This is a genomic window from Enterovibrio paralichthyis (assembly GCF_019209835.1).
In the GTDB taxonomy this organism is placed as follows: Bacteria; Pseudomonadota; Gammaproteobacteria; order Enterobacterales; family Vibrionaceae; genus Enterovibrio; species Enterovibrio paralichthyis.
This window is the reverse complement of the sequence record NZ_JAHUTS010000001.1, coordinates 1-22,905: the sequence shown is the minus strand read 5'-3', so window position 1 is coordinate 22,905 and position 22,905 is coordinate 1. Positions and strand designations below refer to the sequence as shown.

Annotated in this window: 20 protein-coding genes; 16 read left to right on the top strand and 4 right to left on the bottom strand. The window is 46.2% G+C overall.

Features of this window, described 5'->3' with window-relative positions; translation table 11 throughout:
- Positions 1–9: 9 nt before the first annotated feature.
- A complete protein-coding gene (locus tag KU854_RS00100) occupies positions 10–396 on the bottom strand; it encodes a hypothetical protein (protein WP_218356475.1) in 387 nt (128 codons plus the stop codon).
- Between the two features lie 415 nt (positions 397–811).
- On the opposite strand from KU854_RS00100, the gene rarD reads away from it, so the two are divergent.
- The 3 genes from rarD to KU854_RS00085 all read left to right on the top strand — a co-directional run bounded on the left by rarD (position 812) and on the right by KU854_RS00085 (position 5,302).
- Positions 812–1,720: an EamA family transporter RarD gene (rarD, locus tag KU854_RS00095; protein WP_218356474.1), complete on the top strand. Its 909-nt coding sequence runs from the start codon at positions 812–814 to the stop codon at positions 1,718–1,720.
- 736 nt (positions 1,721–2,456) lie between these two features.
- Positions 2,457–3,545, top strand: a complete 1,089-nt coding sequence (locus KU854_RS00090) for a hypothetical protein (protein ID WP_218356473.1) — start codon at positions 2,457–2,459, stop codon at positions 3,543–3,545.
- 668 nt (positions 3,546–4,213) lie between these two features.
- Complete coding sequence (locus tag KU854_RS00085; RefSeq protein ID WP_218356472.1) at positions 4,214–5,302, top strand: DUF6708 domain-containing protein; 1,089 nt, start codon at positions 4,214–4,216, stop codon at positions 5,300–5,302.
- 4 nt (positions 5,303–5,306) lie between these two features.
- Here KU854_RS00085 and KU854_RS00080 read toward each other — a convergent pair whose 3' ends face one another.
- Positions 5,307–5,591: a hypothetical protein gene (locus KU854_RS00080; RefSeq protein WP_218356471.1), complete on the bottom strand. Its 285-nt coding sequence runs from the start codon at positions 5,589–5,591 to the stop codon at positions 5,307–5,309.
- Between KU854_RS00080 and KU854_RS00075 the strand changes: the two genes are divergently transcribed.
- The 10 genes from KU854_RS00075 to KU854_RS00030 all read left to right on the top strand — a co-directional run bounded on the left by KU854_RS00075 (position 5,579) and on the right by KU854_RS00030 (position 16,363).
- Positions 5,579–6,097, top strand: coding sequence for an Hcp family type VI secretion system effector (locus KU854_RS00075; protein WP_218356470.1), 519 nt, complete (start codon positions 5,579–5,581; stop codon positions 6,095–6,097). The two genes, KU854_RS00080 and KU854_RS00075, sit on opposite strands and share 13 nt — an antisense overlap.
- Positions 6,098–6,218: 121 nt before the next feature.
- Positions 6,219–8,300: a type VI secretion system Vgr family protein gene (locus tag KU854_RS00070; protein ID WP_218356469.1), complete on the top strand. Its 2,082-nt coding sequence runs from the start codon at positions 6,219–6,221 to the stop codon at positions 8,298–8,300.
- Positions 8,293–8,829 carry a DUF4123 domain-containing protein gene (locus KU854_RS00065; protein WP_218356468.1) on the top strand — a complete coding sequence of 179 codons (537 nt, stop codon included), beginning with the start codon at positions 8,293–8,295 and terminating at the stop codon, positions 8,827–8,829. The genes KU854_RS00070 and KU854_RS00065 overlap by 8 nt, the downstream gene beginning before the upstream one ends.
- Positions 8,826–12,311, top strand: a complete 3,486-nt coding sequence (locus KU854_RS00060) for a LysM peptidoglycan-binding domain-containing protein (RefSeq protein WP_218356467.1) — start codon at positions 8,826–8,828, stop codon at positions 12,309–12,311. The genes KU854_RS00065 and KU854_RS00060 overlap by 4 nt, the downstream gene beginning before the upstream one ends.
- Positions 12,304–13,302 (top strand): SEL1-like repeat protein, encoded by a 999-nt coding sequence (locus tag KU854_RS00055; RefSeq protein WP_218356466.1) that lies wholly within the window; start codon positions 12,304–12,306, stop codon positions 13,300–13,302. The genes KU854_RS00060 and KU854_RS00055 overlap by 8 nt, the downstream gene beginning before the upstream one ends.
- Positions 13,303–13,314: 12 nt before the next feature.
- Positions 13,315–13,647, top strand: coding sequence for a hypothetical protein (locus KU854_RS00050; RefSeq protein WP_218356465.1), 333 nt, complete (start codon positions 13,315–13,317; stop codon positions 13,645–13,647).
- Positions 13,647–14,660, top strand: a complete 1,014-nt coding sequence (locus KU854_RS00045) for an SEL1-like repeat protein (protein WP_255555307.1) — start codon at positions 13,647–13,649, stop codon at positions 14,658–14,660. Before KU854_RS00050 ends, KU854_RS00045 begins: the two co-directional genes overlap by 1 nt.
- A gap of 12 nt (positions 14,661–14,672) precedes the next feature.
- The gene (locus KU854_RS00040; protein WP_218356464.1) at positions 14,673–15,005 is read left to right on the top strand and encodes a hypothetical protein; all 333 of its coding nucleotides are present in this window, start codon (positions 14,673–14,675) and stop codon (positions 15,003–15,005) included.
- Positions 15,005–16,015, top strand: coding sequence for an SEL1-like repeat protein (locus KU854_RS00035; protein ID WP_255555305.1), 1,011 nt, complete (start codon positions 15,005–15,007; stop codon positions 16,013–16,015). Before KU854_RS00040 ends, KU854_RS00035 begins: the two co-directional genes overlap by 1 nt.
- Positions 16,016–16,027: 12 nt before the next feature.
- Positions 16,028–16,363 (top strand): hypothetical protein, encoded by a 336-nt coding sequence (locus KU854_RS00030; RefSeq protein ID WP_218356463.1) that lies wholly within the window; start codon positions 16,028–16,030, stop codon positions 16,361–16,363.
- A gap of 178 nt (positions 16,364–16,541) precedes the next feature.
- Here KU854_RS00030 and KU854_RS25095 read toward each other — a convergent pair whose 3' ends face one another.
- Positions 16,542–16,853 (bottom strand): diguanylate cyclase, encoded by a 312-nt coding sequence (locus KU854_RS25095; protein ID WP_418885829.1) that lies wholly within the window; start codon positions 16,851–16,853, stop codon positions 16,542–16,544.
- Positions 16,854–16,972: 119 nt separating this feature from the next.
- On the opposite strand from KU854_RS25095, the gene KU854_RS00020 reads away from it, so the two are divergent.
- Positions 16,973–17,995 (top strand): IS110 family RNA-guided transposase, encoded by a 1,023-nt coding sequence (locus KU854_RS00020; protein WP_218356462.1) that lies wholly within the window; start codon positions 16,973–16,975, stop codon positions 17,993–17,995.
- A gap of 217 nt (positions 17,996–18,212) precedes the next feature.
- Here KU854_RS00020 and KU854_RS25010 read toward each other — a convergent pair whose 3' ends face one another.
- Positions 18,213–19,757, bottom strand: coding sequence for a diguanylate cyclase (locus tag KU854_RS25010; RefSeq protein ID WP_218356461.1), 1,545 nt, complete (start codon positions 19,755–19,757; stop codon positions 18,213–18,215).
- 379 nt (positions 19,758–20,136) lie between these two features.
- On the opposite strand from KU854_RS25010, the gene KU854_RS00010 reads away from it, so the two are divergent.
- Both KU854_RS00010 and KU854_RS25005 read left to right on the top strand, forming a co-directional pair.
- Positions 20,137–20,652: a hypothetical protein gene (locus KU854_RS00010; protein WP_218356460.1), complete on the top strand. Its 516-nt coding sequence runs from the start codon at positions 20,137–20,139 to the stop codon at positions 20,650–20,652.
- Positions 20,653–20,688: 36 nt separating this feature from the next.
- Entirely contained in the window at positions 20,689–22,737 is a 2,049-nt protein-coding gene (locus tag KU854_RS25005; protein WP_218356459.1) for a methyl-accepting chemotaxis protein, read from the top strand.
- Positions 22,738–22,905: the final 168 nt, after the last annotated feature.

Here is a 22,905-nt window from a genome sequence, read left to right as displayed (position 1 = left end):
ACCGAGGAATTACGCTTTATAAAATCGGCTTTCTTTGAACACATCGCGGTCCCGCGGATCATTGGAAAGAAACATCCAGATTTCCTTCATGGTGTGTTCAAAGAATTCTTCTTCCAGTATCGCCAATGAGCAATGTTCGTCCAGCCCAAGCACGAAGTCTTCTAAGATATCGAAGCCGATGGTTTCAGCGTCACTGACTGTCATAAAAAACAGCTTTTTGTCTTTATCGAAACGTTGGCACTGCGGAAGTCGCCCTTGACCCAGTAGCGAAAAATCCAGCTCTACCCGCAGTCCGGTTCGGTTTTGTGTGGCGTGATAATGTTCGTCCGATGCTGGAACCAGACGATAGTTGAGTTCATCAAAGTAGTTAAGCACGATCTGTTTGAGTGTTTGCATCAGCGGTCATTTAAAGTAAGTCTGTTTTGGGCAACATAAAGTAAATTCCGCCAGTTACCAAGCATCTTGATGTATTTAAAACATACCTTTACTTAAGCGCAAGCCTCGATGAATGAATCGCATTTATAACATCATAGAAACATATACGTGCATAACTAACGAAACAGTTAGTTAACAACAGCCATCCCAACCAAAGACCACCGTGTTGATAATTAATTTCAAATACACGAAAGTTACTTATATTATTGTTTTATAAATATTTAAAATCAAAACAAGACTAAAAAAGTCGCACTTATCGACTTTATCACCCCCGTCAAACTAAAAACCCCTAAATACCTATCCTTTGTCACTTTACAAACGGCGATCCCGCTATACAATCGCCATTCCTTCGTCCATTTTTCACTCAGGTAAATCCATGAACCCAACACGTTTTGGTAACGTGATGGCAGCAGTTGCGTTCCTGTTCTGGGGCGCGATGCCGCTGTACTACCAATTTCTTCCCAATGCAGCCATGGACGAGCTGTTGGCACTGCGCATTGCTGCCTCTGTGCCATTTTTATTACTGATCCTCCAGTGCCGGAAAGCTGAAGCGCCAAACTGGAAAAGCCTAATGGCCGACAAACGCTCCTTCCTGTTTGCGGGACTGGCGTCTGTCATGATGTGTATTTCTTGGAGCGCATTTACCTGGGCGATGACCAATGACCGTGTTTTGGATGCCAGCCTGGGCTTCTTTATCAATCCGCTTTTGGTTATTGCATTGGGCGTGGTTGCCTTTAAAGAAAAGCTGAGTCTGGGTCAGAAAGCCGCAGTCTTTTTTGGCACCCTAGGATTGGGCTATCAAATCTGGCAATACGGTGAAGTACCTGTCGCAGCCATGCTAATGGCGGTATTTTTCGCCCTTTATGGCTGGTGCAAACGCTACGTAAAATACGATGCTATTACCAGTTTGTTAGTAGAGGCCATTGTGTTGTTCCCCATCGCTGCTGGTTATATGGCATATAAAATGGCGACGGGAACCAGCGTTGCCGTTTCGGGTGATATGTCGACGCTGTTGCTTTACCTTGGCGCAGCGCCAGTAACACTGCTGCCATTGTTCTTTTTCTCTGAAGCCGTTAAGTACGCGAAGATGTCGATGGTCGGCCTGATGCAATACATCGAGCCATCATTGCAGTTTGTCCTTGCCGTAGCATTGTTCGGCGAAGCATTTGACAGCGTGAAAACGGTGAGCTTTGGCCTGATCTGGCTGGGACTGGCAATCACGATCATCGAAGGTTTGATTAAAATCCGCCCCAGCAGCAACACGCCGAAGGCGAGTGGGCATTGAATGATGAAAGGCTAATTCTTGAGGGGATTAGCCTTTTGTTTACTAACTCTCCGAAGGCAAAATTAACTCAGGCTAGCGGACGGATAGCAAATTCTGAAAAGTCCCTCTTTATGTACCTATGCAGTGGCTTCAAAAATAGAAGGCTTTTATAACTCTCTGCCCTGATTGTGTTATTAGCCAAAACTTGCCTACCGAGCAACTTTTCGCTCAACCCCCAAGCAATCCCTTGCTATTACTCGCAAAATAATCAACTAACATCTTGTTTTATATTGATTTATAGAATGCATTACCTTTTGCCAACTTTCAAAAATAAAAGATGCAATCAGTCCGTTCTATAAAGCTGAAGAACTAAACATTCCACTTCAAAGAGTGTCTTTTTCGATTGATGAGACAAAATTAGAGAAAGAAAAAACCTCGACACTGGTAATTGTCACTGATGCATTAGAATATCGGAAAAAGTCAAATTAAGAATTTTTGAAGAAGAATAGGCATTAAAAAATCATTTGGAGCATGTGGGTAATTAAACGAGCTTTCATGCGTTAAAGCCTAAAAAATTGATGATTGGCTTCTTATCACTAGTTTTACCATAAACCTTCAACAACCAGATAATCTCGAGAAAATTGAACACCCATAACCTCTATATAGCCGAACAGTTAGAAAAGGACGACGATCAATTGGCCCGCAGAGAAGCCCTGGAATTGGCTCTACTTCCTATCCGAAACACAGAGGGATCGTTATGACTCCGCACAATTTCCCTTTTTCCGCCGGACAATTAACCGACAAAACCTTTGGCAGCAGTCTGGTTCTGAGTCCAGTTCCTGTGCACACCAATATCGCGCCACTGGAATCACATGACATTTTAGTCGATAAAACAGAGAGTTACATAGATATTGGTGGTGCCGGTGGCATGATTTTTCAGACGCAGCAAATGTGGATGCTGTTTTTAATGAGCCTTGGAGTCCCAATCTATTTACTTTGGAGTTATGGCGGCGTATTAGGGTTTATCGGTGCTTTTTACCAAAAGCGATTCATTGACGACATCTGGGTTACACAATTAGACCCTTGGCTGATTTTTATTGGCGTTGGGGTTTTTTTTCTACCCTTGCTAGGAATATGGCTCCTACTATACAGAGTACATGTCCACGCCCGAAAAATGCTAACCCAAACCCTACCTGTACGTTTTCACCGCCAGCGCCGTGAGGTCATGTTTTCCCGCTGGAACAAAGAGAAAAAATGCACTGAATACCGCTTTTTCCCTTGGGAAAGTGTCTGTGCCATGGCTGGCCAGAGCAGCGCCATGACAACCGGAGGTGTATTCACCACCGCTTCCCTGCTAATTGGTATCAACAGCGATGAAAAGCACGGTTATTTCTGGGGTACTCTGCAAACGGGTGCTATCTCCAAAGTGCACGCCGCCAGTTTGTGGGAGATGATCCGCACCTATATGGAAGACGGCCCGGAATACATTGGCGAGCCCTCGCCCTTGACCTACAAAGGGCTGAAGAAACAACACTGTGAAGCTTATGACATTGATGAGCAAGAGTTCGGTTTCTGGCGCCATTTCTGGTGGGCTATTAACGGCACCTGGCTTGGGATTTGGCGCATCAACCATGAAACCAAAAAAATGAAACAAAACGCCGAAACCTTTGAGGAAGTGGTTGCATGGAGTAAACCCATTCCAGAATCCCAATGGGCGAAACCGAGCGATGAGCTTAACCACTACAACGAGATATTGGATCGCATTGATTACGGCCAAGGTCGCACCTTACTAGACGTGGGGGATATTCGGGTGAAATATCCATATAGGCCCAAAGAAATTGCCTAAATAGTTAAAGCGCCAGCGGATCATTTCGCTGGCGCTTTTGTTTTAGATAGATAAGAAAATGATAATTGCTACAGATTCTTATCCATCCTTTTCAAAAAATATTCATTAGACAAAACTTGCCCGCCAAGCAACTTTTCGCCCAGCCCCCAAGCAATCCCTTGCTATTACTCGCAAAATAATCAACTAACATCTTGTTTTATATTGATTTATAGAATGCATTACCTTTTGCCAACTTTCAAAAATAAAAGATGCAATCAGTCCGTTCTATAAAGCTGAAGAACTAAACATTCCACTTCAAAGAGTGTCTTTTTCGATTGATGAGACAAAATTAGAGAAAGAAAAAACCTCGACACTGGTAATTGTCACTGATGCATTAGAATATCGGAAAAAGTCAAATTAAGAATTTTTGAAGAAGAATAGGCATTAAAAAATCATTTGGAGCATGTGGGTAATTAAACGAGCTTTCATGCGTTAAAGCCTAAAAAATTGATGATTGGCTTCTTATCACTAGTTTTACCATAAACCTTCAACAACCAGATAATCTCGAGAAAATTGAACACCCATAACCTCTATATAGCCGAACAGTTAGAAAAGGACGACGATCAATTGGCCCGCAGAGAAGCCCTGGAATTGGCTCTACTTCCTATCCGAAACACAGAGGGAACTTTATGACTCCGCACAATTTCCCTTTTTTCGCCGGCCAACTGACCGACAAAATCTTTGGCAGCAGTTTGGTTCTGAGCCCAGTTCCTGTGCACACCAACATCGCACCACTTGAAACCCATGACATTTTGGTCAAGAAGACCGAGAGTTACATTGAAGTGGGTGGTGCAGGTGGAATGATTTTCCAGACTCAGCAACTATTTGCCATGTTCCTAATGAGTCTTGGTACCCCCATCTATCTTCTCTGGAGTGATGGAGGTGTTATGGGATTTATTAATACCTTTTACCGAGAGCAGAAAATCAACGATGTTTGGGTCGATGTGTTAGACCCCATGCAGACAATTGGAGGAGTTGGATTATTTGTTCTACCCATGCTGGGGATATGGCTTATTATTTACAGTGTACATATCCACGCCCGAAAAATGCTCACACAAACTCTGCCTGTACGTTTTCACCGCCAGCGCCGTGAAGTGATGTTTTCCCGCTGGAACAAAGAGAAAAAATGTACCGAGTACCGCTTTTTCCCTTGGGAAAGTGTCTGTGCCATGGTTGGCCAGAGCAGCGCCATGACAACCGGAGGTGTATTCACCACAGCTTCCTTGCTAATTGGTATCAACAGCGATGAAAAACACGGCTACTTCTGGGGGACTCTGCAAACAGGTGCTATCTCCAAAGTACACGCCGCCAGTTTGTGGGAGATGATCCGCACCTATATGGAAGACGGTCCGGAGAACATTGGAGAGCCCTCACCTTTGACCTACAAAGGGCTGAAGCAACAGCACTGTGAAGCTTATGATATTGATGAGCAAGAGTTCGGTTTCTGGCGCCATTTCTGGTGGGCTATCAATGGCACCTGGCTGGGGATCTGGCGCATCAACCATGAAACCAAAAAAATGAAACAAAACGCCGAAACCTTTGAGGAAGTGGTTGCATGGAGTAAACCCATTCCAGAATCCCAATGGGCGAAACCGAGCGATGAACTTAACCACTACAACGAGATACTGGATCGCATTGATTACGGCCAAGGCCGCACCCTTTTAGACGTAGGTGATATTCGGGTGAAATATCCGTATAGGCCCAAGGAAATTGCCTAAATAGTTACAGCGTCAGCGGATCATTTCGCTGGCGCTTTTGTTTTAGATAGATAAGAAAATGCTCCTCGCTACAAATTCTTATCCATCCTTTTAAAAAAATATTCATTAGCCAAAACTTGCCCGCCAAGCAACTTTTCGCCCAGCCCCCAAGCAATCCCTTGCTATTACTCGCTAACTCACTAACTAACATCTTGTTTTTAATAACAATACAGAATGGCATGCCCTTTGCTCCCTCATTCCCCTGACAACATTCAACTATCAGGTAAGGAATACGCAATGCCAACTCCATGTTATATCGCCATTGAAGGCAAAACCCAGGGCAACATCACCGCCGGTGCCTTCACCGCCGATTCTGTCGGCAACATCTATGTCGAAGGCCACGAAGACCAGATGCTGGTTCAGGCGTTTGACCACATCGTGACCGTCCCGACTGACCCACAAAGCGGCCAGCCTTCCGGTCAGCGTGTCCACAAGCCGTTCAAGTTCACTGTGGCACTGAACAAAGCCGTTCCTCTGATGTACAACGCACTGGCTTCCGGTGAGATGCTGCCGCGTGTTGAACTCAAGTGGTACCGCACCTCTGTCGAAGGTAAGCAGGAGCACTTCTTCTCTACCATCCTGACCGATGCCACCATCATCGACATCGATTGCCAGATGCCACACTGCCAGGACCTGACCAAGAAAGAGTTTACCCAACTGGTGACCGTCTCTGTGGCTTACCGCAAGATTGACTGGGAGCACACTGTGGCCGGTACCTCTGGCGCGGACGACTGGCGTGCCCCGATTGAGGCTTAAGGCTTCCCGGTTAATGGCTCAACAGACCCTGTTGGGCCATTGCTCACTCACCCGCCCTTAGGCGGGTTTTGTCGTCAGAGGTTCTCTCTGGTTGTGTGGTGATGTTGGTTAGGGCGTGTTCATGGCTACAGATAGCAGTCTGCAATTTACTCTCTCGGTGGAAGGCTTACCGGACGAGGCCTTTGCGGTGGTCGATTTTCAAGGGGAGGCGCACCTCTCTGCCCCTTTCTCTTTTCAGGTCAGTCTGGCGAGCCGCAATGAGGCGTTCTCTGAGATGGACACGGTCGACCGCCCCGTTTCCCTGATGCTCTGGCAGGACGGTGTCCTCCAACAGCGTTTTCACGGCATTGTCCGCCGCTTTACCCGTGGCGATACCGGGTTCCATCACACCCGTTATGCCCTGGAGATGGTTCCTGCCCTTTCCCGGCTTTCTTTACGCCACAACAGCCGTATTTTCCAGCAGATGACGGTGCCAGACATCATGAGTATCTTGCTCCAGGAAATGGGCATTGATGACTATGCCTTTGCCCTGTCCGGAAACCCACTGCCCCGTGAGTACTGTGTCCAGTACCGGGAGACCGATTTACAGTTCCTTGAGCGCATTGCCGCGGAAGAAGGCATTTTCTATACCTTTATCCACGGACAGGGAAAGCACACGGTGTTGTTCTCGGACGATACCCAGACCCTGTCCCATTCCGGGCTGGTCATTCCCTATAACGTCAACAGCGGCGGGATGGCTTCTGAGCCTTTTGTCCGCCAGTGGCACTATTCGGTGCAGGCTAGGCCTTCGTCGGTCCAGCTCAAGGATTACAGTTTTAAAAAGCCAGCCTACGCCTTTTTGCAGGACCAGGCCGGTCACGAGATGGACTTTCAACGCAGTGACTATGAGCACTTTGATTATCCTGGCCGTTTTAAAAGTGATGCCGCCGGTAAGCCTTTCACCCAATACCGGTTAGAGCACCTGCGCAGTGATGCCATCACTGCCACTGCGCAAAGTAATGTCCCTCAGATTCAACCCGGACTGCTGTTTGACCTCACCGAGCATGCCGATGAGGCCACCAACCGTGACTGGGTCGTGGTGTCTGCCCATCTTGAAGGCACCCAGCCGCAAGCACTCGAAGAAGCTGGCCGCGCGGGCATGACCACCTTCCACAATACCTTTTCCGTCATTCCGGCGCACAGGCCGTGGCGACCCAAACCCCAGCCTCGCCCTGTGGTGCAAGGGCCGCAAATGGCGATAGTGACCGGCCCAGAAGGCGAGGAAATCTTCTGTGATGAACACGGACGGGTGAAGGTCCAGTTTCCGTGGGACCGCTATGGCAGCAGTGATGACGCGTCAAGCTGCTGGGTGCGGGTCTCGCAAGGTTGGGCCGGCGGGCAGTATGGCATGATGGCCATTCCCCGCATTGGCCATGAGGTGATTGTATCCTTCCTGGAAGGCGACCCGGACCAGCCGATTGTGACGGGCAGAACCTATCACGCCACCAATGTGCCACCCTACCCGTTGCCGGAAAACAAAACCCGCACGGTGCTCAGAACTGAGTCCCATCAGGGTGAAGGCTTTAACGAACTGCGTTTTGAAGACCAGAGCGGTGCAGAAGAAATCTATCTCCATGCCCAGAAGGACATGAACCTGCTGGTGCAAAACGACCGCAAAGACCACATCAAGCATGATGCCCACCTGACGGTCGACAACGAGCGCTTTCAGCACATTAAAGTGGATGACCATTTAACCGTGGATGGAAATGCGAACAGCCACGTAAAAGGTGATATCACCCTTTCCATTGATGGCTCAATGCACGTAAAACAAGGCAAGAAATATCTACTTGAAGCAGGTACAGAGATCCACCATAAGGCTGGCGATAAAGTCATTGTTGAAGCCGGCACGGAAATCACCATTAAAACCGCGTCAGGTTTTTTAAAGCTAGACCCCGCGGGTGTGCATGTTTCAGGGACTGCGATCAATTTGAACTCGGGAGGAAGTGCAGGTTCAGGGTCTGGATATGGCGGGGTAATAGCGATGTTACCTGGTGGGGTTACATCCCCCAATGGACCATCGGAGCAACTGTTAGCTCTTCAAGCACCGACTATGACGAGTTTGCTTCCTTTAATTGCGGAGAAAGACATACCCATGATGGAGATTTGTCAAAAACGCGGGAATGGACAATGTTCCAAGCCAAATTGCGAGTGTAACAATGGCTGAAAGTCTTCCTCAGTACGTCTTAGTTGTTGATTCACTTCGTGTAACCGATGCCTTTTCAACAGCAACTATACATGGCAATCACTGGTCGTTTTTGTATGCAAGGACAGATTGGCAAGTTCAACAACAAAACAGCCCGGCTTGCATAACTGTGACCCCAAACGATTCAATATGGGAGCAATGGCAAACCGATCCGCTTTGGGCAAGCAGTGCTGTTTTATTTGAATTTGAGTTTGCCACTTCCAAATCAGACATTATCGATACCATACAAAAACTCATCACCGTCCGCTCAGAAGACGGTCGGCTATTCCTCTTACGCTTCTATTCGCCCAATACATTGTCTTTTTTAATGAAAAATCTAGACGACGAGGCTAAGAGCACTTTATTGGGCGCAGCTAATGCCGCTATCACCAGCGCCAGTGGAACCATATCAAGAACATTAACGCGTTATGAAAACCCCAGTATAAACGTTGCATTCACTGATACGGATTTAGTCTTAAATAACCAGCTTGTAGAGGCCATTTTTCAATGACACAAAGCTATAGGATTAAGTCGGGAGACACGTTATCAGCTCTCGCCATACAATTTAATACGAACATTGATACACTGCTGAGCCTTAATTCTCAGCAAATCAAAAATATCGATTTAATTTATGATGGGAACACGCTCAATGTTCCCTCTTTGCCTGATACCAGCACTGAAACAAGGGAGCCTACACCACAACTTCCGAAAAAAAACGTCGCTGAGTTAACCTGTAAAACGCAAAAATTTGTGGATTCATTATTCATTCCTGAACATCCGAGCAGTAAGAAACAGCAAGTGCTCTTATTAACTCAAGAAGCCGTAGACTCAGTGAAGGCCGAAGATGACATATGCAAAACGGCGCTTAGCGGGAAGAGTAAAGATGAACTTATCAAAGGATTGAACGGACTAGGGGTTCTCGATCCCTTCAACGCCATTGCACATGAGATGTTTTTGAATCTCGACAAGCCTGATAGCGGAACGCACTACAAACGCGCGCTTTTGGAGCACCTTCAGTTAACCAAGAGTGGAGATAACATTCTGCTGCCCGCTGATAATGCGGATATAGGTTTAGGAGACATCTCGCAGAAAGTTAGAAAAATAGAAGTTGAGTTCGAAGAAAAGAAGCAACAAATTGTAGGGAAAGAGAAAATCCATGTGCCAGGCGGGCATTGGGGAAGTGTTACTATCTCGTACAGTCAAGCCCTTGAACAGCTAGAAGATGAGCGGATAGCAAAGTACCGTATATTAAAAGCGGACACTATCAAATCGCTCGAGAAAGCGATTAGGGACTTTGAAAAACAAGCCACACGCATTGCAAAAAGAACAAAAATTAAAGAAGGAGAACAAAGCGGGCATACTTTTGCTTTCACCGATAAGGGGTATTATTCCTCTGAACGAGACTCAGAAGTGTACGAAAGTATTAAGAAAGTCATAGAACAGAAAAATGAGATGGGTATCTCCGATTATTTAACGTCTCAAACAATTAAAGAAAATAGTCAGATATTAGATCTAGAAAAAGTTCATGATATTTATGACCATTGGCGAAATGCCGCGCATCAACACATACAAAAAGCACACAATAAAAAATGGAATGTAAGAGGCTATTTAGGCAATCAAGGTATTAAATATCGTGATTTCTTCAAGGCCATACACGACCTAAATCAGGCTGGTGCGTTACTTAAAGAACAGTGTCTGAGCGAAGACGAACTGTTTCTTGGCTGGAAAGATGTTAAAGCAGAAATTGAGTTTGTTGAAGAAAGCAATCCGAGCATCGAACTGTTCGTAAAGTCACTGAAAAAACTCGACAACATCCATAGCTTTACTGATGCGTTAGGGTATTACCCTATGTATGCGCTTCATCTTTTCCTCATTAAAGAAGTGGCAAAGCGTTTGCGAGACTTTTCCGAGAAGCTTGGCGAACACGAGGCCTATGTTAAATACGTTCGCCAACTCCTCAACTTTGCCATGCTGTTGCAAAAGCGCAGTGAAATGCTCAAAGCCATTGCTGAGTCTAAAACGGCTTCACCGTATTTGGCCTACACAAATAGTGACATCACTTTCAGTGGCGGAATGCCAGAGTGGACAAATACTACACGTGTGCTGCTTTGGGATGAATATTCATGGGAGCCAGAGAACCTTGACAGTCAGATTTTCGCTTCAGCAGGCCTAAACACCCTATCTATCGTAGAATGCGCATTATCTTCTGCTCACCAAACTGTACTCTACCTAAGATCAAATCACCCTGCATTTGAAAATAACCTTGCCTCTTGCATTAAGCCGCTCAACGTCGATACCCCAAGTGGTGGCATAGGAAGCGGAGCTGCGGGAAACAAATTTGCATCGGAAACATCAATAGGAAACCTCAGTTATCGGGGCACACATTATTCAAAACTGACTGATATCCCTAATGAAATCATTTTCCCTTGGCATGGAAATGTCATTGATAATGAAGTCTTTGGGCTACCTGGTCATACCCAGATACATTCGGGTGCTCAGTTTGCCCGCTTCGTGAACAGTGCAGAGCTATTTACGGCACAGGAAAATACCTTCAGTAAAGATCATGTTCAATTGAGCGGAGAGGTTAAAGCAGGTTTTGATTTGGCGAGCGCATCTTTAGGTTTTAGTAGCAAACTGCCTATTCCTCTGGACATTCAATATAAATCAAAAAAACGCGAATCGATTCGCAAAACACTTGGTAAAGGCGAGTTAGGTATCGAAGGAAGAGTGCATGGCATTCTTTCCGCAAGTGTACAAGTCGCGTCCAACATCCACATTGGCAATATGGCAAATGGTGAAATCGGCGTACGTGGTAGTTTTGACCAAACCACTGATTTTAATGAGGTGCGAAACCAGCGTGCGACGATAATACAAGATAACGAACCGGCCAAGATAGCAGCAGGTGTTAGAACAGAAGCTTCCGCTTTTGCAGGCTTAGAGGTTGGTGGCAAGGTCAATTGCTATTTTGACTGGACTGCACCTCAGTCTGAAAAGCCCGTCAATTTGTTTAAAACCGGGGTCGGGGTACGAGGCACATTAGGCGTCGGTTATAAAGCGATTTTTCAGTGCTCATTCCATAATGGAAAATTTATCTTTGTGACTGACATGGGCATGACCAAAGGACTAGGGGTGGGTGGCAAGTTTTCCACAGAATTAAACGTCCTTGCCGCTGATGATTTTTTTGCTGCATTACTCCAAATTACCGAATTACCAAACTTCCACCGCTTTGAGTTCTTCCTTGAAGATGAAAACGGCGAAGATGCTTTTGGAGCTTTTAATACCATACTCACGGTAGCAGTTTCCTTTGGACTCACTATTTCACAAGTTCTACTACTACCATTCAATATCATCAGTAAGTTAGAAAGCGAAGCATCCGACAAGAAAAACGCCTACTACGTCGCCGCATTCATCAACTCACAAGAAAACCAGAAACTCAACCAAAATTGGATAACAAACATGACAGCCGAAACCCTGGCAAAATTGTTTGATGTTCTCATTCATTACAACCCGTTCCCCACCATCGATCTTTTTGGCGATGGAGAAAAAGCGGCACGAAATAACATTGCGCAGTTGACGGCCATTAATCAAATTTTGGAATGGTTAGGAGCGGGGGCAAAGAAAAAGCCTTCAACTCAGCAAATGAGAAAATTCGAAAATGCCATGCAACGGGTTGGGATGAAAAAGCCTCATGAGCAGGTCAAAACAAAATGGGAGCAGTATGCGAAGAACATTGTGGCATTGCGCCACTTTTTTGAGCTGGCTTCAAAGGATGATTATTATTCAGATACTTACACAAAAACCTCTTACAGAAAGCAAATTGAAGACCAATGGACAGCATTCCGTGAGCGCCTTCCTCGATTAATGGAGCTTACGCCACTATTTAAAAAATCACAATTGATACCTTCTGGTGAAGAGGTCATGTATTTAGCGATTCCAGCTTCAGATAAGAAGTCGATTCAAGACGCTATAGCAAGAGGATATCGTCGTGTTTAATACTCAACAAATAATCTTGTGTACAGCTTTACTGGTCTTCTCTGCATGTGTGTCGGCTAACAACGGTACAAACGATGGCATAGCCACATATAACAAAGGTGAGTTCCATGAGGCGCGTAGGCTCTTTCTAGCGCAATCAAAAAAGGGCGATGCCTACGCGACATTCTGGCTGGGCGTTACCCAATGGGAAACCGGAGAGCGCTTTCAAGCGGGCGACACATTTTTACGCGCTGCAGAAATGGGCGACCCTTGGGCCATGTACATGTTAGTCCCCAGAGATGGGAACCCCTGCCGGTACCTAGGATGGCCTTGTGATATATCATGGAAAGAAAAAGCCATAGAGGGGTGGGAGATCCTTGCCGAGCAAGGGGACGCAAAAGCCCAGTTTGCCATCACCAAAGTCAGCCAACCTTGGTGGGAATACATTCCGTTTTACCGGCTAATTCGGTATCACGAACTGCTGGAAACCGGCATGGAGCAAAATACCTATGGTGCCTATCACAAATACATGCGCAAATTCGGAAATCGCAGTCAATATGACTTTCGCTATATACACAGGGCGGCAGAGAACGGCGAAGCCTCTTTTATTGCAGCGATTGGCTATAGTAAACACCCTAGCATCAAAGGGCAGGAATTGGCTTGGTTACAAAAATCATTGGATACCGGTTTTCCCAGCACCGCCAAATCCCTGTGCCTCGATTATAAATTGGGATGGGAGGGTTTTCCTGTCGACCTTGAAAAAGCCTTTTACTACTCAGTGGTTCACGAGGTACTGAACAAAGGTAGAGACAAGTGCGAAGTCACTACATATGAGTTCCTGAAAGATGAATATGGTGGTTTTATAGAGGATGACAATGGCGAATGGGTTGCGAAAGACCTCATCAGCGAAGAACGCCAAGAGGAACTGCGTAAAGAGGCAGAAGCTTATGCAGAGACCTTAACCCCTAACCTCTTTTTAGATGAAACCACCATTGAACTGTTTGTTTACTAAAGGCGATTGATTATGGGTCTCGATACACTTCTAAGCGAAAGCCTGTATACATTAGGTTTTCTTCTTGTTGTAGGGGTTGCCTCTATACCCGCATGGCTGCTATGGCGCTCAAAACTCAACATGCTGGAAAAGAAAGGCAGAACGTCACCACTCAAAATGACGACCCTCTGCACCCTGCTTTCGATTATTTCTTTATTGGTTGTACAACCACCAAAAGACTTCAGCGTGTTTGCGCCGGTTATTTATATGTCAGGCGTTACGCTGCTGTGGTCACTCCTTTTGATATTGATCACACGTATTAGGAAGAAAGCCGCGCGAAAGAATATAGTCAGTGAAACGTACTGATGGATACCGCCGTGTGTAATCACATTAAAAATCTCTTCTTCACCGCCCTGTTAGCTATATCTACATCGCCATTAGCCAATGACGAAACTGCCCTCGGAATTGCAACTTACAACAAAGGTGAGTTCCAAGAGGCGCGTAGCCTGTTTCTGGCCCAATCAGAAAAGGGCGATGCCTACGCGACATTCTGGCTGGGCGTTACCCAATGGGAAACCGGCGAGCGCTTTCAAGCAGGTGACACCTTTTTACGTGCAGCAGAAATGGGCGACCCATGGGCCATGTACATGTTAGTCCCCAGAGACGGGAACCCCTGCCGCTATTTAGGTTGGCCTTGTGATAAAGCATGGAAAGCCAAAGCCCTGGAGGGATGGGAAGTCCTTGCTGAGCAAGGAAGTGCTAAAGCTCAATTTGCCATCACCAAAGTTAGTCAACCTTGGTGGGAATACATCCCGTTTTACCGGCTTTTTCGGTATCACGACCTGTTGGAAACCGGTATGGAGCAAAATACCTATGGCGCCTATTACCGCTATATAGGGAAATTTGGGAAGTTCAGTCAATATGAATTTGATTACATGCTGAGATCAGCAAAAAAGGGGTACGCCCCATTGATGTCTGGTATTGGTAACAGTGAGTATCCCAGCATAAAAGGCCAAGAGCTTTCTTGGCTTCTTAAGTCATTGGAGGAGGGACTTCCCTCTGCCGCCATGGCGCTTTGCAGTGCTAACTGGTTTGGTCGTGAAAACGTTCCAATTAATCTAGAAGCAGCATTTTACTACTCAGTTATTCATGAAGCGCTGAGTAAAGGAAGTGACAAATGCGATGTCCCAACATTTGAGTATCTGAAAGATGAATATGGTGGATTTATCGAGAATGAAAGCGGCGACGACTGGATATCTAGGGACCTCATCAGCAAAGAACGCCAAGAGGAACTGCGTAAAGAGGCAGAAGCTTATGCAGAGACCTTAACCCCTAACCTCTTTTTAGATGAAACCACCATTGAACTGTTTGTTTACTAAAGGCGATTGATTATGGGTCTCGATACACTTCTAAGCGAAAGCCTGTATACATTAGGTTTTCTTCTTGTTGTAGGGGTTGCTGCCATCCCCGCGTGGCTACTTTGGCGCTCGAGAATCAACACACTGGAAAAGAAAGGCCGAACGTCACCACTCAAAATGACGGCTCTCTGCGCCCTGCTTTCAATTATTTCTTTACTGGTTGTACAACCACCAAAAGACTTCAGCGTGTTTGCGCCGGTTATTTATATGTCAGGCGTTACGCTGCTGTGGTCACTCCTTTTGATATTGATCACACGTATTAGGAAGAAAGCCGCGCGAAAGAATATAGTCAGTGAAACGTACTGATGGATACCGCCGTGTGTAATCACATTAAAAATCTCTTCTTCACCGCCCTGTTAGCTATATCTACATCGCCATTAGCCAATGACGAAACTGCCCTCGGAATTGCAACTTACAACAAAGGTGAGTTCCAAGAGGCGCGTAGCTTGTTTCTGGCCCAATCAGAAAAGGGCGATGCCTATGCGACTTTCTGGCTGGGCGTTACCCAATGGGAAACGGGCGAGCGCTTTCAGGCGGGCGATACCTTTTTACAAGCTGCTGAAATGGGTGACCCCTGGGCCATGTACATGTTAGTCCCTAGAGATGGAAATCCCTGCAGTTATTTAGGGTGGCCTTGTGATAAAGCATGGAAAGCCAAAGCCCTGGAGGGATGGGAAGTCCTTGCTGAGCAAGGAAGTGCTAAAGCTCAATTTGCCATCACCAAAGTCAGCCAACCTTGGTGGGAGTACATTCCTTTTTACCGACTATTTCGCTATCACGAGTTGCTGGAAGCTGGTTTGGAACAAAATACCTATGGCGCCTATTACCAATACATGGGGAAATTTGGGAAGTTTAGTCAATATGAATTTAACTATATGCACAGAGCCGCGAAAAAAGGCTTTGCTCCTTCGTTATCGGGCATTGGCTTTAGTCAACGCCCCAGTATAAAAGGGCAGGAGTTTTCTTGGTTGCAAAAGTCACTAGATACAGGCTTTCCCTCTGCCGCCAGCGCACTGTGTATTTCATATAAATTGGGAGGGGATGACTTTCCCTATGACCTAGAAAAAGCCTTCTACTACTCGGTCGTCCACGAGGTGCTGAATAAAGGCAGAGACGAATGTAAAGTGTTTACACAAGAGTCAGTAACGGATGAGCTCGGGTTAATCGTTGTGGATAGCGAGGGTAAGTCAGTTAAACGGGACCTCATCAGCAAAGAACGCCAAGAGGAACTGCGTAAAGAGGCAGAGGCATATGCGGAAACTTTAACCCCTAACCTCTTTTTAGATGAAACCACCATTGAACTCTTTGTTTATTAAAGGCAATTAACCATGGGTATAGATACACTGTTAAGCGAAAGCTTGTACACACTCGGGTTTATTCTCGTAGTAGGCGTTGCATCCATCCCCGCTTGGCTGCTTTGGCGTTCGAGAATCAACACGCTGGAAAAGAAAGGCCGAACGTCACCACTCAAAATGACGATTCTCTGCGCCCTGCTTTCGATTATTTCTTTACTGGTTGTACAACCACCAAAAGACTTCAGCGTGTTTGCGCCGGTTATTTATATGTCAGGCGTTACGCTGCTATGGTCAATTCTTCTGATATTGGGATTACGCTTCAAGAAGAAAAATGAACAAGCTCGCACCGCGTGTGAGTCCCATCATTAAGTATTACTGAATACAATGAATGCAAATCCCATCAGGTGCACGACCAGTTTCTTACACAATCCGTAAAGGGAGTTACCTGCGTTAGGAATAATATTCAATGAGTATACTTAGTCAATATTGTTACGCATTAAAGGTTATATATAAACTAAGAAGGCTAATTCTTCCCGAATTAGCTTTTTTATTTGGAAGAGCTCGACTGGACTATTTGGACGTTGGCGATCACCCTATTTCGCCCCTGCTCTTTGGCAATGTACAGAGAAGTATCCGCTCGCTGAACTGTCTTTTCTACATCTTCTTTGGAGATGTGTTCAGCGACTCCGATGCTGGTTGTCAGACCATCAATATTAGAAAACTCGTAGATTTCTACCACTTTCCGCAACTTCTCCCCAACTGCAACTGCGGCATTAATATCCGTTTCCGGACAAATCAGTAAAAACTCCTCACCGCCCCATCGTCCGAAAATATCGCTTTGTCGGATATGTGACTTAATAACCTGAGCAAATTCGATAAGAACACTGTCACCGGCGGCATGACCATAACGAATGACATGGATTCCCCCTCACGAGGATTTGCCACACTTAGGTGTTGCATCAAATACCGGAGGTAACCATGTCTTCTCAATTCTTTTGTGGCGTTGACCTCGCCAAGCACCACTTTTCCCTTCACGTGGTGGATGACCGCGGAAAGGTCATTCTTCATAAATCCGTATCACGCGCTAAATTGCTGACTACATTAGCAAATATGCCAGCCATGCGTATAGGCATTGAAGCGTGCTCTGGGGCGCATTATTGGGCAAGAGAATTTACCAAGCTGGGCCACGAGGCTCGCATCATGGCCGCTAAATACGTTGCCCCTTATCGAACAAAAGGCAAGAATGACCTCAATGATGCCGTCGCTATCTGTGAAGCCGTTCAGCGCCCCAACACGCGATTTGTTCCCGTTAAATCCCCTGAACGACAGGCGATTCTGGCCATTCACCGAATGCGGGAACATTGGGTTCAGGAGCGCACCGCGCTCATCAACCGCATCCGTGCTTTGCTCAGTGAGTTCGGCATCATCTTCCCTAAGGGACGCGCGGCTGTACAACGCGAAGTACCACTTATTCTCGAAGCCGCTGACAATGCCTTACCCGATATCGCCCGTGCTGTCTTGGCAGATTGTTTTGACCACCTGCAAACGCTCAATCAACGTATCGATGATACCGAGCAGTGTTTTGATATGGTTTCTAAAGCCAGTCCCAATGTACAACGCATTCTCAACGTGCGCGGCATTGGACCGCAAACGGCTACAGCCATCATCGCTACCATCGGTAAAGGCGAACAGTTCGATTCCGGCAGAGACTTTGCCGCCTGGTTAGGATTGGTTCCAAAACAGTATTCAACCGGCGGTAAACCCAAGCTTGGGCGTATCAGTAAACGCGGTGACAAATACCTTCGAACCCTTTTGGTTCATGGTGCGAGGGCTGTCATTACGAACTTGGGCGATAAACAAGACAGGCTCAGCGTCTGGGGAAGAAACATTCTCGAACGACGAGGGATGAACCGCGCTATTGTCGCTTTGGCAGCCAAGAACGCCCGTATTATCTGGGCACTGTTACATAACCAAACTGAGTATCAAGACTACGCCGCCTGAGTAAGAGGCGGCGCAGGGAAACACACCAACCGGGTCATTGCAGACGCAGCTGATGAGGAAAGGTTAAGACCATTTGCAGAGAGCCTGTTAATGCGGCGGGCACATTGATGCCTTCTAACGAATTAGGCACTGCAACCGCGCAATGTCATCAGGGCCATGACGTGAGTCAGTGAAAGGCCGAATGTAGAGCGGCAGTCCAAAACCCATCTTCAAAAGTCTAGCGGATGTTTGACGAACGGGGGAATCCATGTAGATCATTAACTTGTTTAAAGTGATCAATATCAAAAATAAGCACACAGAAGGTGCTCTGATAGCGCTGACTGCGAGAACTCTCATCCAGCAGACTGTTGTTGAGTTTTCGTCGGTTATAAATATTGGTTAATGCATCACGCTCCGCCAATTGCGTGACTTTCATCTTGTCGGTGATATCAGTACAAATCACAGTAAAGCCTACATGCTCGCCATCGGGACTAAATCTGTGGACGATACGCTTTTCGAGCCATAGGCTTTCACCGCCTTTGGTTGTTTCATGTGATTCACCCAACCAGTAGTTATTCGTCGCAATGCACGCCTTTATCTCAGCCAAATCGACCTGCTCGCCCTCCCGGCGAATTTTGACGGCTTTGTTCACTAAATCATCATTGTGCGTACCAAAAATATCATTGTACGCAATATTAGCTTCAACAATTCTCAATTTATGATCTGTTTCAATAATAGGAACATGTGTGTCTATGATTACTGCTTTCCTTTTTAACTCCCCCCCCATAATGGCCACTTTCGAAGCATTTCTTGCCGGAACACGAGATAAAAAAACTGCTAATATAAGGGATGCAGTAAAAATAAATATGAAACTGTTGAGTGCGTTGCTGTACTGGCTACTCTCTATCGCACTTAACATATTCAGTGTTGGGTATGAAAATAACTTTAGGTTTTGGCCACTTCCCAAATATGGCTCCAATTCATATACAACAGGCGCTCTATTAACCAAGTTCTCAGACTGCTTTTCCAGCGTCTCAATGCCGTGATGGGTTTTGAGTTGTGACGACCAATTAAATTCAGGCATGTTGCCAAATAATATATTTCCATTTTCGTCGACAATATAGTTATTAAAAAAACGCGTATCCGCAATAGTATTGAGAAAATGTAACGCTGCAATATTTGCCACAATAACGCCGACGACCTGCTCATCATGATACACAGGCATTGATATTCTGATTGTTGGCCTATGAGGTGTTTCTATCTCACCATTCTCTACATTTAGATCAAGATCCGAATAGTAGAACGCATTGTCTTCCAGCAAGATCGTTTTTCTAAAGTAATAGCGGCTACTTTTATCCTGCAACGCACTTGCTTTCGCAAAAGCCACTTGTTTACTTTCAATGTCGTCTTTAAACGCGCGCATCAACTCCTTACCGTCACTTCCGATCAGTCTGAGTTGATAAATAGCGTCACTGGCCGCAAGTAAAACACGCACCGCTTCGCCAAAATGGCGTTCTTCATGTACAGAGGAGTCTACAAAGAGCCGTTGCACGGACTCACTCTCTTTTAGGGCATGGACTTGGCGGGCAGATGATTCCAGGAAGTGTGAAAGCTCAGACACAAACCGCGCAAATTCTGCTTCTGCATTGAGCTGGATTTCGTTGTCACTGATCCGTGCCAGGTCCTTGGTGAAGATGAACCCGGTGACTGCGATGTTCAACAAGCCGAAGACAAGAAAATAGATGAAAAACCGCTTGTAGTATTGTTTGTAATGTTTATTCACTGATGCTTTTCAGCCTTATTTACCTTACTTCCTTTGTGTCAATGTTAGGACATAATTTTAGTTTATTCTAAATCATGGGAAGTTTTGCATTGGAAATGACAAGCGGAAAACCTCCTTCTTCTCTGACCACTAACACCTTCAGACTGATTCATATCATCATGTTTATTATCTATTTTTTAATTCTTAACCACCGTTCGTTCTCATTAGAGGTTTGTTGTTTCCGTCCAATGAAACATGTCGAATCACACCTTTTTCCAGACTTTTCCACCATCGGAAATTGATATTCCACTCAAAAATAAATCTCACAAAAGAGTCAGTCGTACCTATATTGAACTTGTGACGAACATCAAATCCATACTGAAAATGGGAGCGGAACAACATGTTCAAACAGACCGTATACGCAATGGCACTCACCGCAACATTGTCTTTCAGCGCGGCTTCCCAAGCTGCTGATCTGGATGTGGAAAAGTACAACGCTCTGGCGTTGGAAGTGGTTCAAGGTGCGCTTTCCGGCAACCCCAATATTGACGACCTGATTGCCAAGAACAAGCAACTGGTCACCATGGGTAAAGCAGCTTGTCAGGCCAGGGCAACTTCGTCCCCCCAAGATGCACCATTGATGAATCTGGTAGCCAAAAATGCTGACCACATGCAGACACTCTCCCTCGAAGAGATTGAAGAACAATGGCACGACGGTGAATTTGTTACAGCAAATGGCATCGACCTGGATGCCTATGACCACTACGGCGAAGCCATTAGCCTCATGGATACTGTTGTTCACCCAGCCACCAGTGTGATTGCGCTGGATCTGTACAAGCAGACTGGTGACGAAGCCCTACTTGAACAGGTAAAAGACGAAGTGACCGAGGTCATGGAGCACATCAAGCAACTTTAGGTTCAACACAAACTTGCACTGTAAAGGGGGCTTAGCGTGCTAGTAAAACAGAGAATCGTGTTGAGCTTTTCCATCGTCACTGCCCTGGTGGTTATCGCCGGGGCAGTCGGCGCGATTATGCTTGACCGCATTAATACCAGTACATCCAAGATCTTGGATGAAAAAGTACCGGTTCAAATGTCTACCTTGGTGGCAACGAATGAGCTGCAATCGATCATATCCAATGCGTCGGAATATGCTCAAAGATATAAAAATAATGACGCTGCCAAGCGGGAAATCAACGCATTGTTTGCCGATTTCGACAACGAATTGAAGGTAGTGACCCAATCTCCCTTTGTGAATCAAAAACCGGCTTTGGTGTCCGACATCGATGCTTTGAAAAGCCAACTCAACAGTGCTGTCGAACGTTTGCTTGCCGCGCACGATGAAAAAGCCAAATACACATTCGAATTCGACGGCACCTATTACGACATCAAATCCTTTCTCTACCTTTACCGTATCCAGTATTTGCAGTGGCTCAGTGGGTTGCGCGATTCGGCCAAATTCCAACTGCCGTTTTCCGGAAACCTGAACACTAAAACCAGTGATTTTGAAAAATGGAATGCGGTGTTCAAACCCGAAGACCCAAAGCTTGCCAAGGAAATGAAGGCTCTTGGAAAGCTCAACACCAAGCTTTACAAAGCGGCAAACCAGGTTAATGACGCAGAAGGCAAACGAAAGGAATCTTACTACCAGCGAATAGAGGCGAGGTACGGCTCTAAAATCAATGGTTCGTTGGATGATATCGCCAAAATTGCTGTACCCGCTTATGAAGCGGCACTCGCCAAAGAAAAAACGGCACTCAGCACCATGCGGGATATTGCGGCCACATTTTCCGCAGCAATGAATGAGCTGACCACCTACGTTGATACCGCGGTTGTTGCTGCCAGAGCCCAATCCCACAAGGAAACAAATCACGCCAATATCATCCTCATCTCTGTCACCATTGGTGCAATTTTGTTGTCAGCAGTGATTGGTATCGCCATCTCGCTCAGCATTACCCGTCCATTGCAGCAGGCCGTGGAAGCCAGCTTGAAAATGACCGCCGGGAACTTGGAAATCCAGGTGGGCAACAAAGCCAATGACGAAATGGGGCTGTTGCTGATCACCATCAACAAACTCGCCGAGACCCTCAAACGGATAATGGGTGAGATAAACGATGTCTCCAACAAGGTATCGGCCAGTGCCAGAGTGGTGGAGGAAAACAGTAAGACCAGCCTTTGCCAGATTGATGACCAACTGGATGAATCGCAGAAAATCGCCACCATGGCGGAAGAGCTGGCAACCACTTCCAGCAATATGGAACAGAGCAGCCAACATGCCCGTCAGTTAGCGAACGATGCCGTGAGCAAATCCAACGAAAGCACCGCTTTTGTCTCTGCCACCATGGCATCAGTCAATGACATTGCCAATGAACTTGAAAGCTCAGCTTCTGTGATTAATGAAGTGGGTCAGCTTTCAGGTGAAATAGGCTCTGTGCTGTCGGTGATCAGCGAAATCGCGGAGCAGACCAATTTGCTGGCGTTGAATGCAGCCATTGAAGCCGCGCGCGCTGGTGAACAAGGACGCGGGTTTGCGGTGGTTGCAGATGAAGTGCGTAACCTCGCAACACGGACAGAACAATCTACAGGCGAAATCCGCCAGACCATTGAGAAACTGCAATCGTGCATTAACTCTGCCATTGGCGCGATGAACCAATCCCAGAAAAATGCCCGCGAACAGGCAAGTAAAGGCCATGAAACCGTTTCTGCCATTGAGGCAATCGCCGGTTACATCTCCTCGATTTCCGAAGTGAATGCGCAGATGGTGAACTCGGCGTCGGAGACATCCACGGCGTCAAAAGAGCTGGCGGCAAATGTCTCCAACATCAGCCTCAGTTGCGACACCACATCGCAGTCCATGCATATTCTCGATGCCACCAGTGCTGAAATGACCGAGCATGCAAACCGCCTGACTGCGCTGCTGCAAAACTTCACTACCGGTGTCTACAAAGTCAACACCAGTGAAATCAACATGATTAAGCCCAGGGAAAAGAAAAAAGCTTAACGCCGTAACAAGTACCAAAAATAAAGGCACCTTCAATGAGGTAATGCCAGTCAGTTAAGCTGACTGGCTTTCTTTTTATTGGGGTATTTCTTTGCCTTAGGCTTCACGGCTCTCGGGTATATTCGCTCTTCTCGCTTAATGGGCAACACATGATGTATCGCCTCCTCC